At 48.9% G+C, this 15,254-nt stretch carries 15 protein-coding genes; 1 reads left to right on the top strand and 14 read right to left on the bottom strand.

Features of this window, described 5'->3' with window-relative positions; translation table 11 throughout:
- Positions 1-40: 40 nt before the first annotated feature.
- Entirely contained in the window at positions 41-1,087 is a 1,047-nt protein-coding gene (locus tag JW499_RS03255; protein WP_205209241.1) for an ATP-binding response regulator, read from the top strand.
- A gap of 87 nt (positions 1,088-1,174) precedes the next feature.
- On the opposite strand, the gene JW499_RS03250 is transcribed toward JW499_RS03255, so the two are convergent.
- From JW499_RS03250 to JW499_RS03185, 14 genes are all read right to left on the bottom strand, one after another.
- Positions 1,175-1,585, bottom strand: a complete 411-nt coding sequence (locus JW499_RS03250) for a hypothetical protein (protein ID WP_205209240.1) — start codon at positions 1,583-1,585, stop codon at positions 1,175-1,177.
- Between the two features lie 125 nt (positions 1,586-1,710).
- Positions 1,711-2,283, bottom strand: a complete 573-nt coding sequence (locus JW499_RS03245; protein ID WP_332874408.1) for a LysE family translocator — start codon at positions 2,281-2,283, stop codon at positions 1,711-1,713.
- Positions 2,284-2,476: 193 nt separating this feature from the next.
- Positions 2,477-2,758, bottom strand: a complete 282-nt coding sequence (locus tag JW499_RS03240; protein WP_205209239.1) for a hypothetical protein — start codon at positions 2,756-2,758, stop codon at positions 2,477-2,479.
- A gap of 165 nt (positions 2,759-2,923) precedes the next feature.
- Positions 2,924-3,427 carry a hypothetical protein gene (locus tag JW499_RS03235; RefSeq protein WP_205209238.1) on the bottom strand — a complete coding sequence of 168 codons (504 nt, stop codon included), beginning with the start codon at positions 3,425-3,427 and terminating at the stop codon, positions 2,924-2,926.
- Positions 3,428-3,686: 259 nt separating this feature from the next.
- Entirely contained in the window at positions 3,687-4,196 is a 510-nt protein-coding gene (locus JW499_RS03230) for an Lcl C-terminal domain-containing protein (protein WP_205209237.1), read from the bottom strand.
- Between the two features lie 233 nt (positions 4,197-4,429).
- Positions 4,430-5,014, bottom strand: a complete 585-nt coding sequence (locus JW499_RS03225; RefSeq protein ID WP_205209236.1) for a DUF6151 family protein — start codon at positions 5,012-5,014, stop codon at positions 4,430-4,432.
- 308 nt (positions 5,015-5,322) lie between these two features.
- Positions 5,323-5,673, bottom strand: coding sequence for a hypothetical protein (locus JW499_RS03220; RefSeq protein WP_205209235.1), 351 nt, complete (start codon positions 5,671-5,673; stop codon positions 5,323-5,325).
- 91 nt (positions 5,674-5,764) lie between these two features.
- On the bottom strand, positions 5,765-6,277 hold the full coding sequence (locus JW499_RS03215) for a hypothetical protein (protein WP_205209234.1): 513 nt from the start codon (positions 6,275-6,277) through the stop codon (positions 5,765-5,767).
- Between the two features lie 86 nt (positions 6,278-6,363).
- Positions 6,364-6,864, bottom strand: a complete 501-nt coding sequence (locus JW499_RS03210) for a DinB family protein (protein ID WP_205209233.1) — start codon at positions 6,862-6,864, stop codon at positions 6,364-6,366.
- Positions 6,865-6,948: 84 nt separating this feature from the next.
- A complete protein-coding gene (locus JW499_RS03205; protein ID WP_205209232.1) occupies positions 6,949-7,773 on the bottom strand; it encodes a hypothetical protein in 825 nt (274 codons plus the stop codon).
- Positions 7,774-7,944: 171 nt separating this feature from the next.
- On the bottom strand, positions 7,945-8,451 hold the full coding sequence (locus tag JW499_RS03200; RefSeq protein WP_205209231.1) for a hypothetical protein: 507 nt from the start codon (positions 8,449-8,451) through the stop codon (positions 7,945-7,947).
- A 209-nt stretch (positions 8,452-8,660) separates the two neighbouring features.
- Entirely contained in the window at positions 8,661-9,158 is a 498-nt protein-coding gene (locus tag JW499_RS03195; RefSeq protein ID WP_205209230.1) for a hypothetical protein, read from the bottom strand.
- Positions 9,159-9,873: 715 nt separating this feature from the next.
- On the bottom strand, positions 9,874-10,101 hold the full coding sequence (locus JW499_RS03190; protein WP_205209229.1) for a hypothetical protein: 228 nt from the start codon (positions 10,099-10,101) through the stop codon (positions 9,874-9,876).
- 91 nt (positions 10,102-10,192) lie between these two features.
- Entirely contained in the window at positions 10,193-15,028 is a 4,836-nt protein-coding gene (locus tag JW499_RS03185; RefSeq protein ID WP_205209228.1) for an NAD-glutamate dehydrogenase, read from the bottom strand.
- Between the last annotated feature and the right edge of the window lie 226 nt (positions 15,029-15,254).

Here is a 15,254-nt window from a genome sequence, read left to right as displayed (position 1 = left end):
AAAATAGCTGCTCTGACAAAACACCGGTGTGTAGTAGTTTATGAATCCATGGAAAGTACTGGTCGTCGACGACGAAGAAGGTATTCACGGCATAACCCGGATGATTTTTCGCGGTTATGAATTTGAACAGCGACCAATCGAACTGATCAGTGCAATGAGCGGTGCCCAGGCCAGGGAACTACTAACAGAGCACCCCGATATAGCACTGGCGCTACTCGATGTCGTCATGGAAAACGATGACGAAGGGTTGCAACTGGTCGAGTATATCCGTAACCAGCTCAACAACCGCGATATAAGGGTGATTCTGCGTACCGGCCATCCCGGATACGCCCCCGAATCTCAGGTGATTGTGAATTACGATATCAACGATTACCTGAGCAAGGCAGAACTGTCCGCCTCCCGCCTGTTAACGTCAGTGGTGGTTGCACTGCGCTCGTTTCGGGACATCAAAAATGCCCGCCTGCAGGCGGCCCCAAGCCGGAGCGCTACCCCGGACAACCAACTGCTGCAAGCAGTAACGCAGCAGTTAAACCAACAGATTCAGCCAATACTAAAACAGAGCCAAAGACTGCAACAGATGGATCTGAACCCGGTGGCTAAAGATCTGGCTACCGGCCTGCATGCCCAGCACCAGCGATTACAAAACAGCATCGGTATTCTGGATCTGACGGATCATGCGGCGAAAACCGTACCACTCAGACTAACACCACTGTTGGACGAGATGCTTTCCACCTTCCTGCCCCAGAGCCGCCACGAAGGCTGGCTGCTGGATTACCGGGTTGATGATGCCCTGCCAGCCCAGATCCATACCGATCCGGTGCGGATCAGACAGATATTGATCAGTGCGATCGAACTGGCCATGCTGCAGGCCAACGGTGCAGACCTGAAACTTAGCGCCGAACCCTCTATGCAACCGGGTCAGCTGCGTCTCAGTGTCACCCTGACCGATGGTCAGCCAGTGTTCTCCTCTTCCCCCTGGGCGCAACAGCTTCGAAACCATCTGCAACGACTGTGTCAGCAGCTACAGGGCGAACTGGCGGAGATGGATGAAAGCGGCGCCATCCACTGCCAGTTTCCGCTGTTATAGCGGCAAGCATTTTTTACCACAGAGGACTCTCTATACAATATAGCGGGTCCTTTTTTGAGCAAGCGTACCCCCACTCTCAAAACTCATCTAGTCACCCCCGCCGCCATCACCACCGTCACCACTACCAATATCCAGCCCGCTCCCCTCACCGGCGCCTGATCGGTTGGACCACGATATCAATATCAGCCCGATAATCATCCCTGCAAATGTTCGTTCAGATAACCCGTTCGAAAAACCATCGAACGCAGTAAAAGCAAAGACTCCATAACCCAGCATCAAGACAGAAGGTTCCACACTGAAGAGTAAAACAGCGCCGAGAATTAACGTCAAAAACGACCAGCCAGACAGGCCATCAAAGAGGGTGACTAAACCACCCATAAACAGGATAAACCCTAACAGTCTTAACACGTTGATACCTGCCTGTTTTTTGTCTATTTCTATGTGCAAGCGCTGAAGGGCGTTAACCCTTCGCCCTCTGATCGCTAAAAAGCGGTTCACCACCGTACCCAGAGCACCGGGGAAGAGCAAAGCTTAGCAAGGAAAACAGACCTCACCCGTTGTGTTGGGCTTAATGACAGGATCACCGCTCACTAAAGGCCAGCTTAAGCCCTAGTGCGGCAAAACTACCCGCAAATAGTTTCTGGATCGCCAAACCGGCTTTCTTTGACCCCACCACATATGCGCTGAAGCTGCTGGCCATAACGCCATAGACAACAAATACTGCGAAGGTCATCGCCATAAACACCCCCCCCCAGTAACAGCATGTTAATCAACGGTTGAGCGGCATTCGGTGAAAGAAACTGTGGTAGAAAAGCGAGAAAGAAAATAGACAGCTTAGGGTTCAATATATTGATAAGAAAACCTTTGGTAGCCACAGTGAGAAAATCGGCCGCTGGCTTTTCTCCCCCTAAAGACAGCGGAGCGGATGAGCGCCACATGAGCCAGGCAAGATAGAGTAGGTACGCCGCACCGACATATTTAACAACCTGAAAAGCGAGCACGCTGGTATGAAAAATGGCGGCTAAACCAAACACGCTTGCCAGAAGCGAAGGCACAATCCCCAGGGTGCAGCCTGACGCGGCGAACAGACTGGCGCGCTTACCAACGAACAGACCAGTCGCTACGGTATACAAAACACCTGTACCAGGCATAACAACAACGACTAAGGATGTGAGTAAAAACTCGACTGAAATCATAAGATACCTCCATGTTTCTTCAGGGTGTTATAGCTGAGTACCGGTTACCGGGGCTAAGCTAAGCTGAAATTATCAATATTTCCGGGCTTTGTACGTCTTACGAAATTTAGCACCCCACACTGGAGGCAACAACTAACGTAACGTTTTGACAGCCCCAACGATCAACAGCAACAACTGCTTTGGACTGTCCGGTTTAACCCTCTTTTGGAAGAACAACGATCTGAAAATCATCCCGGTAAATCACCTCACCAGGATTCTCTGATGTAAGCACATCAACGTCAATTTCATATTTTCGTAACAGCTCTACAACCTGAACCGACTTTGACAGAAACAAGGATGGAACATTGAGAAACCAACTTTTCGCAACAAACCGGATTGCTTCATGATCAGGCCCTTCAAAACAGGCCGGATTTTTTAAGTTTTCATTAAACCATGAGGCAGTGGCCACGTACCACTGACGCTCTTCCGCTGACATATTATCCATCCGTTTAAGATCACCCATTGCGGCAAATATCCCTTTTCGGTGAGCCGTTCCTGTGAAAGTCAGTTTCGTTTCGTAACGGATATACATAGATCACACTCATACCATGCGCTGGGGCAAGCCGAAACCCAGCACAGATTTATCCGTGGCAGCATTGTATTAGAAACCTGTCTTCATAATATTTCGAATCCGGGCCTTTACTGAAGGCGCTTCATCACGCATGACCATTTGAAAGAATTGCTTAGTTTCATTGAGATATTCTGAATGTTGTCTGCTTAACTCAAAAAAACCATTATATGACCACGCCCTTACGAACTTATTTTGATCAGTAAGCGTGTGCCTTAAAAAGTCGTATAAATATTTACATTCAGTGGCGGCAATTGGCATAAAGGAGATCGACTGCAGCAGATGCAATTTGCCCTCCCACTGCTGCAACTGGTTCAGCGACCTGTATATTTCTGCAATCTGAAATTGTTCTAACCTATTCCCGGCTTCCAGCCATGCCTTCAGTAGCCATGTGGCTCCCTTCTCATAAGCGGGGGTAAATAACAGAGCAATAACTTTGTCAGCGAAGTCAGCCGCTGAGTGGTGCGCGTCATAGACAACCTTAATATCGGCACTCGATTTACCATCCCACGCGGCTATATCTTGTTCAATACACATAGGTTTACCTGAACTTTCAACGCCACCATTCACCGGAAGCACGCGAAAGCGAGATGCCCTAATGTAATTGCCTGGCTGTGTTTAATACACCTGCGCATTTATCACCTCATGTTCCTCTTTCGTACCTGAAACAGTCAGCTGTCTAAGAAATTTTCCTTCAAGGCAGGTGCTGAGCTGACGGAATATAACGGTTACGTCCTGTTTTCTTCTAATGCATGCGACTAGAGTTGGGTTCTGCCCCGTTCTCATCGACAAACGACTACGGTTCACTACGCACCAGACGCACCGCCAGCGGAAACCCTTTGCTGTGACCATCTACTGCACCATCGATAAAATCAACGAAGTAAACGAGAGAGGGGATCTCCTCAACCGGGGTGTCACTCCAATAAGGTGCACCTTCTCCAACATTTGTTACGGCAGGAAACACAGTAGAGTTAATCGTTGGATTGAAGCATCCCTGTTCGACAATACTATAGAGTTCTTCAATCGTTGGAACACGCCAACCGCCACCGAGTTCCTGTGCGAACTGTTTTGCTTTATCTAGTCCCAAAAGCTTTACTTCCCCGATGCAACCGGCGTCATTGGTCCATGTGGTACCCACACTGCAACGGTTCCACGTCAGTTTCGTTTGCGGGTCATATGCTTCAGCGCCGTTAAGCACGAAGCGTGACGAAGGTGTACTTTCGGCAATATTCTCATCACAGGCAGCCAAAACGGCACTTGAAGACAACCAGGAAGTCAGTGCCAAAAATGTGATAACTCTTTTCATAATATGGTTTCTTAATCGAGACATCCGGCTCTGATCATAAGGTAGTTCCATGTTTCCTCAGGATGTAATAGCAGAGCGCCGGTTAGTGAGGGAGCACACCAATCAAGACTGATCAGGGGCATTGTTGCTTGTCAGAGTGCATTTAATCCAGCCCAGCGCCGTCACCACAACCAATCTCAATGCTCAGAGGAAAAACCCTTAATCAAGACGGTGAATGCACGACTAAACTCGCTTTAAATCTCAGTTTTCAAGGCTTTACGTTCTTCGGCAGTCAGTACCTTCGGCGTCACAACAGGCTCACCTGACTCAGTAAATAGTTGAGAACGTCGATACTGACCACTGATACGCATCGGTAAAACCATCCAGATGAATCGCAAGATAACGCCAAAAAGCCCCTTCTGCACGGGCTTTGGTTCGCCAATGGCTGATTCAACATTGACGACCGCGATACTGCTACCGAAGTCCTTCTCAATCATAGACTGATCAAGAAACGGACGAATAAGCCCGATAAACGAAACCTTTGGATTAGCCAGGGTATTTCCAATCGGGGTTTTGCAACAGTCGGCATACCAACGCAGCAAGCCTTTCTCACTCAGCCGAACCACAGCAAGGTGCTCCTGCCCCTGCGAAAAGACCACCCGGGGCTGCGCCAGCTGCACAATCTCGCTTCCGCCCTGAGCATCCAGCACCTCATCGGAGCAGCCTAAAAACTTTGTAAAGGCGCGACAATCAGCGCAGTAACAGACAACCCGACTGCAGCTTCCCGATCCCTGAATATGGCCTTGCAGCGCCCCGCATTTACATTGAATCCTATGCATCCTTTTTTATCCTCCGTCATTGGGGTTTACTGTCAGTGCTTACCATCAGAGCTTACCACCAGTGCTTACCGTCAGTGCCTGTTAAGTGCTAAAGCCTACAGCATACGCGGCACCAGAATCGAGGAAAAGTTAGAAGACCATGATCCTTTGTCCCCAGATCGGTAAAAAAGCGTCTCACCACAGTACCCAGAGGGCATGCTAAGGACACAGAGGACACAGAGGGCATGCTAAGGACACAGAGAGCACAGAGGCCTCCGGATGAAAAGCCAGAGAGAAGGTCAGGGCAAAAATCTGCCCCTCATTGTCCTTTATGGTGACAACCACTTTACGTTGGTCTCTTTTATACCCAGCCCGTGTTTAAACTTATCAGGAAACTCCAGACTGGGTTTCCCTGCCCAGCCTCGCTCAAGGTATAAATTGTAACCACCACCATTCTTCTCATAACGTACAGCCGTTAACCAAATGCCATCCCAGTCTCCCAAGAACTCAAGATCATCCAGGCTTTCTGGATATTCGCCATTTCGCAGTTTGTGCAACTCAATAATTGAAACGGCTGAGACAAAGTTTTGTGTGCCAAATTTTTCATCAGCACCCGGCACTTCAAAGTTACAACCTGACAATATAAGTAAGAGGAAAACGATTCCAGAGACTCTACGCATTTTATCTGTTCCTTGATTCAGAGCGCCTCGTTAAAAGGAAGAAACATGGTAGCTCGTTCCTAGGCTCCTGCGTGGGAACAAGGCAAACGTATTATTGGCTTTCATACCCGGAGACTCTGGCTATATGATTTCTTAGCTGAACGAAGAAAAGACCATAGAACGCTGTCGTTGCGATAAACATGACAAGCATACTCACTACCACGCCAAATGAACCTAAACCTGTTATCAACAGGGCTGAGATGACAGCCAGACCTAATCCTGTCAGCAAAAAATAGAGAGCAAGTTTAAAACCTACTGGCAGACTTAACGATATAAATCTTAAGAAAAAATCTTTACCGTCCCCCTTTTCGTTTGCCTGATATGTCAGCCACACGCCATAGTAAGTAATAACACCTGCAATGATCATCATTAACAGTGAACCCAGGTTTTTCCATAGACTTATTTCCGTCTCAGAAAACTCAGTCACTACCGGAAATTCAAAGGTAAAACCCCCGAGTACTGAAAGAACAATCAGGTGCTTTAAAGCTCTGATCTCTGAGAATGTACCCGACTTCAGCTCTTCTGAAAGTCCCTGACTATTAAGAAAATAAATATCCTTGAGCATAAATTCCCTTTATGTATAACCGTTAATGATAGTGATCTTGTGCAGTGTCACTCACAGACACAATAACCCGGTAAGCACGGCAGAAGCTAAGTCGCTTTATCTCGTTCCCGCAGAAACACCGGAAAGTCAGTCGTGGGTGGCGAAACACCGAGCTGATAGAGAATGCCAGCGGCATGACCGCGGTGGTAGGTCGTATGGTTTACCACGTGCATCAGGATATCCCGACGACTCATTTGTCCGGTTCCTCCACCAATAAACTCAAACTCAACAACCTCCTCCAGTTCACTCTCTGCGAGAGAGTCGGCGTAGTTGACGTACCACTCATCTATGCAGCGCTGGTTTACAATCAACTCCGCCAGATCCGGACAATCCTGGGGATTGCGAGTGGTTAAGCCGTGAGGTTTGCCTAGCAGGTGACACTTCCAGACGTGATCCATCTGATAGGCGTGGCTGAGCGTGCGAATCAGGCTCCCAAAGACGATTGGGCGCGGTGCGGTAAGCTCTGTATCAGGAAGGAAAGACAGCGCTGACAGGAACAGATCGTCTGCCCAAGCCTTGTAGCGGGTAAGCACCTTCGTCTCTCTCATACAATGCCCCCTAATCTCACTTGACGCCGTGCTCTGCGAAAATTTAGGAGCGCTAGCGAGTAAATTTTCCGTAGCAGCGCCTTGTTAGGCAAAATAGTCTCCAATCCACGCCACCGTTAGAAGAGCTGCTGGTATTGCGAGCGCAATAACGACAACAGACAGACACCCTTTTGATTCGCTTGTGGCGTTGGTATTCCTGCTTCTTTGTTGAACTGACGAACTCGAACGTTTTTGAGGTTTCTCCGGAAATCTTGCGCGTTCTTTGAGTAATAAAGAAGCTTGTTTGTATGCCGCGGTGCGGTTACTCCCCCCTGTATGAACATATCCGTCAGGTGATGTCCATTCCCCAAACCAAATTAGCTCTCTTCCATCATAGCGGCGAGCTGATTTAATAATTTTTTCATCTCTTGCCAGCTCATTAGCAATTTCTTCAATTATCGGATCATCAGGCCCTGATATTGGTGCGTTGTCAGAACCACCGACTAGTTCTCGATAAACTCTGAAGGTGAACCATGACAAAAGCTCCTTTTCGCGGCCGGGAACAACCAATGCGGCTTGAATTCGACAAAATAGAGATTTCTTCCCAATATAATCTGTAAATTCAAGACCATACATTCTTCCGAATTTTTTATGTCGTTCTGTTGATGGCTTGTCTCTGTCTACTTTCAGAGAAATAAGATCACTTAGATCATCCTTTGTTGCGTTGGAAGGGATAGAAATACCGAGGCCTTTTGCATAATCTAGCTGTCTTTCCGTCGGTGGGTCTGGCGGAATCTCTGTTATTTCTTCTACCAACGTGCCATCAGCTTCAGCGAGTTGCCTAGCCTCTTCCTCATTTTGTGCGGTGAAGATACGCTTTCTCGTTCGCCCGGTATCCTTCCCTTTGCCTTTGATCTCATAACTTGGCATCGTTGCTCCTATTTTTTATTGCCATGAATCCCGGCATGAATCACGGGGTCTAATCACGAGGTCACCCATTAGCCGACGGTAGTCAGGTCTTGAATTTTGCACAAGAGTTAATCCAATTTTCTTAACCCTGCAAAATGAAAGACCTGACCCCGATTTTTTTTGATTTTATTATTAGTATTTTTCTATTAACTTTATTTCTGAACAAGCGATTTTAATCGAATTTTTACTTGGTGACCTAAATTCTCCAGTTAAACCCACTAATGCATCAGGATCATCCCAGTCTTCTTCGTTAATACAAACTTTGCTATCAGTTCTAATACCACTACCAATGTAATCATTAGGTGTTGAAAAAGTATATGCTTTACCTTTTTTAGCTATAAATGAAATTGTAGATTTCGCCATATAAGTTTTATCATATTTTTTATCGACATTAGATAATGAATCACTTCTTAATGTAATATTTTTTTCCCCAGGAAGGACACTCAACCGTTTGTAATAATAATACTCTTTGCCATCGTTATTGATAGACGTTACATAAAGGTTTACGCCACTATCTATTGTTACTAAGTAAATTTCTGACACCTCTGATTGAGGAAGTACAGGTCCTTCATAATTTCTTGTGGAAACACACCCAGAAAGCATAATCATTGTAAAACAGATAAATATAATTTTTTTCATCATTTGAACCTAGTACTTAGAGCTAATCGCTCGCATTTGCGGCTGGTTTGGAGCGCAGCGGAAAACCAGTCCGACAACATGCGCTTATTAGGCATTTCTTTTGTAGGCATTGAGTTCTGCAACTTCATCAGCCTCAGCTAGAATAGTTTTGATTTTTAATTCTTCATCGCCTGCTATTGGACCCCTTAAATTTAATTCTGATTATATTTTCACAATTTATCTTTAGAGTCGCAAACCCTGAAGCCATCCAATGAAGATGTATATCCCTTTTTCAGCCCTACCCTGCGGTCCATATTAGTACTATCTCTATTGATAATTCTTACACGACACCACTTGTCAGTAAAACTAGACTTAACATCATAACTCACTCCGGCTTCTGGCATGAAGGCAGCAATAACGTTGCAACTTCTATTTCCGTCGTAACGGTCTATGCTAATAAATATGTCTTGGCCTACTTTAACACTAATAGGTATTCTCTCATCATCTGTATCACTAATTTCAATTACTTCAAAATTTCCGCAACCATCTTTTTCTTTTCTTGCGACCATTATATCACCGCCAGATATTATACTGGCAAGACTAAATTCTCTAGAGTATTTTGGGATCAAGAGTGTAGCTGTAGGGCCATCAACCGGTTGCACATAAGTTGCCGCACATCCCGCCAGCGAGATAACTAAAATCACTAAACATATTAATTTATTGATCATAAACTCTACCTTTCTAATTAAACATAACGAGACTGTCGAATTAGACACCTTGACATAAAAACATCCATCTACCGCAGCCTTCCCCTGTTCGTTTTAATGTTTTTCCTGGAAGCATTGATGGTTTATTCCTCCAGTTCAAGCACGCTCTCTTTAATCTTTAACCGCAATACAGCAATTATAAAAACAGGTCTAATATCTGTCCTTGACTACTAACAGCTTAATTGTGCGCATGCACATATGCACGCAAATTAAATACGTTAAAGAAACGATTAACTAATTGAATAAAATATTCTTTTGATAAACTCCCTTTCATTTGGCTCCGTGTAAACGCGCATGTGCGTTATCCCTAGTTCACTCTGCGAATCATCCCAGGATAGATCGGTATAACACCTTGATTTGCTGAGAACTGTGGGTAACTATCCGATGATAACGCGCAAGCGTCAAGATATTTTACGGATAGAACGTGCAAGCAATGGACGGGATCAAAGATCAATTGCCTGTCCATGCATCTTTATCATATAAGTCTGTCACCTGATAACCGGTGCCTGTTAACGAAAAAAGCCAACACATCTCTGCATTAGCTTTTCGAATATCGGCCACGCTAAACGGCGGAAGGCCGGGCCTTTAAGCAAAGACCCAGCCTTCCTGGTGCACTGTCGGGTGAGCAGGGTCTGAACTCAGCGGTATCAGACCGGTGCCCCACTCAAATTTGAGTCTAGTTATCAGATAACATATAGACCGTCGATTCCTGACGCTGGGTTTCAATCCAGCGTTCGACATCCGCGCGGGTGCGGCCGAAAAAAACCACCCGGGACACCGGTTTCAGTGTGCCATTGCCGCACACCTCATGACGGTAGACCCACCAGCTGTCGGCGGCCATCTGCTTAATGTTCAGCGCACACTGCACCATGTTCATTCCGGGAAATGCGTATCGTTGTTTCATAATTCTGTACGTTGTTTATCTCTTTTTCGCCTGTCTCCAGGCCTGTTTTGTAACCATAGACGGGGGCTCAGATAAGCCCCCGGGTTAATCGTTACTGCGCCTGCGCCAGCTCCATGAGTTCGCGGATCGCCACGGTAATGATCGCGAAGTCCTGCTGCGCACTGCCACGCACCTCATTCAGCAGAGACTGCCAGCGATCCAGTAAGCGATGATTATCCGCCAGCCAGCTTTCTACAAGCTGAACACCGTCCTGCTCTGTTACTTTCTGACTATCGGAATCCAAGGCATCGGAATCAACGGCAGACAGAACACTGACCGTTATCGCCTGCTGGTGACTGGTCAGGTCTTCACGGAAACCGTCCCGGGCCATCGACTCCCAGTGATTACTGGCGGTCAGCTCTTTAACCTGCTGATCAAACCATTGCAGCTGTAAACGCTCTCCCAGACCAAAATGGATCTGCGCGACCTGTTGCAGCGATCGGCCGGTCTGCTCGGCAGACTGAATGATGCTGAGTAGCGCATAGAGGCTATCGGCACCGGCAACAATTGACGCCAGTTCGTCCGGCACACCCGCCGCTGTCAGCTGATCATGCTTGTGCTGCCACAGGTTCAGGGGTTCACCGCTGAGTAACTGTGACAGTTGCCCACTGAGGGTGGCGACGCCACTGCGGAACTGCTGTACCGTTGCGGCAACATCCAGAGGCCGCCGGTGACGCAGGAACCACTGCGTAGCCCGGCGTATCAGACGGATCAGGTCAGCCATCATCTGCTGCTGCAGCGCGGACTGCACCTGGTTGTCCAGCGACTCAATCTGGTGCCACAGCTGATCGATATTGAACACATCACGAGCGATCACAAAGGCCGCAGCCACATCACCAAACCCGGAGCCACTGATCTGACAGAGACGGTCGGCAAAGGTAATACCCATGCTGTTGATCATGCCGTTGGCGATCTGCGTGGCGATGATCTCAGAACGCAGGCGATGCTGTGAGATCTCAGTGCCAAACTCATTCACCAGACGCTGGGGAAAAGCAGACACCGCTTCATGACTCAGATAAGCATCCTCGGTAATCCAGGTGTCGCTGAGCGCCTCTTTCAGTTCTGCTTTCACATAGGAGATCAGTACCGACAGCTCCGGCCGGGTCAGCCCCTGCTGCGCCTGTTTGCGCTCCTGAAGCTGTTCATCGGAGGGGATAAACTCCAGTTCCCGGTCCAGTTTACCGGCGGACTCGAGACGATTGATCAGGCGGATATATTCATCCATCGCACGGCGGGCATGGCTGTGGGCAATACTGATCGCCTGCGCCTGTTTATAGTTGTTCTGTAATACCAGCCCGGCCACTTCGTCAGTCATCTCACGCAGCAGGGCGTTACGCTGCTTCACGGTCATATCGCCGTTAGCCACTACCTCGTTGAGCAGAATTTTGATGTTCACTTCATGGTCAGAACAATCAACGCCACCGGCATTGTCGATAAAGTCGGTATTGGATTTACCGCCATTGGCACAGAACTCTATCCGCCCCAACTGAGTGAAGCCGAGGTTTCCACCCTCACCCAACACACGACAGCGCAGCTGATTACCATTGATACGTAAACTGTCGTTGGCCTTATCACCCACCTCGGCATGGCTTTCGCGGGAGGCTTTTACATAGGTGCCGATACCGCCGTTCCAGATCAGATCGACCGGCGCTTTCAGCAGTGCCGTGAGCAGATCATTTGGCGATAAGCGTGTCTCTTTGATATCAAACCGGGCCTGCATCTGTGGACTGATATCCAGCCACTTAGCAGCACGGGAGAAAACCCCGCCACCGGCGGAGATCAGCTCCCGGTTATAGTCCTCCCAACTGGAACGTGGCAGTTCAAACAGCCGCTTACGTTCAGCAAAACTGGTGGCCGCATCGGGGTCAGGATCGATGAAAACATGCAGATGGTTAAATGCCGCACACAGTTGTATATGTTCAGACAGCAGCATGCCGTTGCCAAACACATCCCCCGCCATGTCGCCAATGGCGACCACGCTGAAATCCTCAGACTGGATATCTTTACCCAGTTCGCGGAAGTGCAGCTTAACGGATTCCCAGGCACCCCGTGCCGTAATGCCCATCCCTTTATGGTCATACCCCTGAGAACCACCGGAAGCAAACGCATCCCCCAGCCAGAAGCCGCGTTCTTCAGCAATCGCATTGGCGATATCAGAGAAGGTCGCGGTGCCTTTATCGGCAGCGACGACAAAATAGGGATCGTCTTCATCGTGACGCACCACATCCACAGGGGGAACCACTTCGCCACCCACCAGGTTGTCGGTGATATCCAGCAGTGCCGAGATAAAGATCTGATAGCTGGCGATACCTTCGGCCTGAAACGCCTCACGCCCCCCCGTTGTGGGTAACTTTTTAGCCACAAAGCCACCTTTGGCCCCCACCGGAACAATCACCGAGTTTTTCACCTGTTGCGCTTTCACCAACCCCAGTACTTCGGTGCGGTAATCTTCCAGCCGGTCAGACCAGCGCAGCCCGCCGCGGGCAACCTTACCCCCACGCAGATGCACCCCTTCCACCCGCGCAGAATAAACAAACACCTCAAACATTGGCCGGGGCTGTGGAATACCGGCAATCACCCGGGGATTCAGTTTGAACGAGAAATAGTCTTTCAGCTCACCGGCTGCATCGCGCTGAAAATAGCTGGTCCGCAGGGTGGCTTTGATCAGTTCCAGAAAACGCCGCAGAATCTGATCTTCATTGAGGTTATCCACTTTATCGAGCGCATCAATAATGCTGTTGCTGATACGCTCTGCCAGGGCTAAAGATTTCTGACTGTCGCGACGACCAGGCTCAAAACGCGCCCGGAACAGGGCAACCAGCAGCTTGGTCACATGGATATGCCGGGCCAGCGTGCCGGCGATATAGGATTGCGAAAAGCCGAAACGGATCTGCTTGTTATAGCGGGCATAGGCACGCAGCATGGCTACTTCACGCCAGCTCAGATTGGCACCGATCACCAGATGGTTGAACTCATCATTTTCTGCGCGTCCCGCCCAGATATTGGCAAACGCATCATGGAAGACATCTTTAACCTCTTCCAGCACAACCGGCTCACTCCCCTGGCTGATCAGGGTGAAATCATGCATCCAGAACTGTTTTCCATCACTGCGGTTCACCGCATAGGGGTGTTCACCGATCACCCGCATCCCCAGGTTTTCCAACACCGGAATCACATCGGACAAGACCAGCGGTTCATCCGCATTAAACAGTTTGAAACGCAGCACTTTCGGGCTTTGCTCCAACACCCGGTAGAAACTCATGGTCACCGGGTTGTCGTCGCACAATGCTTCAATGCGCTGAATATCGTACACCCCGCTGAGGGCGGGGAAGTGTTCACGGTAAGCGCTGGTAAACGCGTGGCCATAGCTGTGGTGTAACCGGTTGCCCTCCTCTTCTCCGCACAGATCGGTGAGTGCAGAATGCAGTTCATCCCGCCAGTCACGAGAGATATGCACCACTTCAGCCTCAAGCTGCGCCAGTTCCAGAGTGTCGGCTTTATCCGGATCGATACGCAGGACAAACTGCACCCGCGCCAGCACTGACTCACTGAAGGTGGTGGTAAACTCCACTTCGCTGGCATGACAAGCTTTGACCAGCAGGTCCTGAACCTGCACCCGCAGCGCGGTGGAAAAGATGTCCCGGGGGACAAAGTAGAGGAAGGTAATAAACTGGTTACAGCGATCTTTACGATACAGTAAGCGCACTTTACGACGATCATGCAGGCTGAAAATACCCATTGCACTGTCCAGCAACGCCTGTTCGCTGGAGAGGAACAGCTCATCCCGGGGCAGATCGTTCATAATCTGTAGCAGCTCTTTACCGTTGTGACTGCGGCGATCGAAACCGACCCGTTGCAGCACCGCCTCTGCTTTGCTGCGCACTCCCGGTATAGCCAGCATCGCTTCAGAATAAACCGACGAGGTATACAAGCCATAAAAACGGCACTGACTGGCGACATTGCCCTGCTCATCAAAACGCTTGATAACCACACAGTCCATATAGGCAGGCCGGTGAACCAGTGAGTAGTGGAAATCTTTGGCAAACATCAGCCGGGTAGGTTCTAACAGAAAATCCCGCTCATCTTCCCGCAACTCTGTCAGCAGACGAGAGCTGCCCTGCCCTGCATTTTTAAGTAGTTTCAGTGTCCCCAGCTCGCTGCCCTCAACCCGCTGCACCCGGTCACCATTGATGCTCAGCTCATCGTAGCCAAGGAAGGTAAAGCGATCATCCAGCATCCAGCGCAGAAACGCTTCAGCTTCGGCATCCACAGACTGCTGCGAGAGTTCATCCAGCAATGCCTGTGCCTGGGCCTGCATCGGCGCATAATCCTCAACCGCCATGCGAACATTTGCCAGCACAAACTGCAGCGAGGTCAGTATGGCCTTAAGCTCTGTCGGGTCGCTGGTGCGATCAACTTCCAGATAGATCACCGATTCAGCCTGAGCTGACGCATGATCCGGTGCAACCAGGCCAACCAGACGTCCCTCCTCCCGCTGTACATGGAGAATGGCATTATGAATGGTGTGAATAACCAGATCCCGGCGATTCAGCTCCATCCGTACAGAGTCCACCAGAAAAGGAATATCGCGATGAATAATCTCTATCACGGTGTGGTTTGAACGCCAGCCAAACTGCTCCAGATCCGGGTTATAGACCCGGACTTTTGGCTTGCCGGCGCTAAAATCCTGCAGAAACTGCCAACACGACATGGTGGCGCCGTAGAGATTCTCCAGCGAGCGTTCCTCCAGCTCATCAGCGGTTGTTGTCTGGTAATAACAGCGTAAGAAGCTGACCACTTTACTGGCCATCTCTGCCGGAAGTCTTTCGATAACTAATTCATTCAGTGGCGCGAGTAACATCGGTTTATCAGATGAACGATCTGGCATGGTTGTTTTATTTTTTAACCTTTGTAGTTATTTACATAAGCTATTTACATTAGCTATTTACATTAGCTAAGACAGGGCTCTGTCCAGAAGACGGCCATAGAATAAAGCGGGCAATAATGTTTGCTGACCCTCTTTCATGCCAATAAGACCTCCTGGCATGCCAGGCCCTGTCCAGCAGCTTTCCATTGGTGCTCAGCCGGCAGAAACCAACCTCCGTTGATGACCC

The organism is Amphritea pacifica (assembly GCF_016924145.1).
In the GTDB taxonomy this organism is placed as follows: Bacteria; Pseudomonadota; Gammaproteobacteria; order Pseudomonadales; family Balneatricaceae; genus Amphritea; species Amphritea pacifica.
The sequence above is the reverse complement of the archived record's forward strand: the minus strand, read 5'-3'. Positions and strand labels throughout refer to the sequence as shown.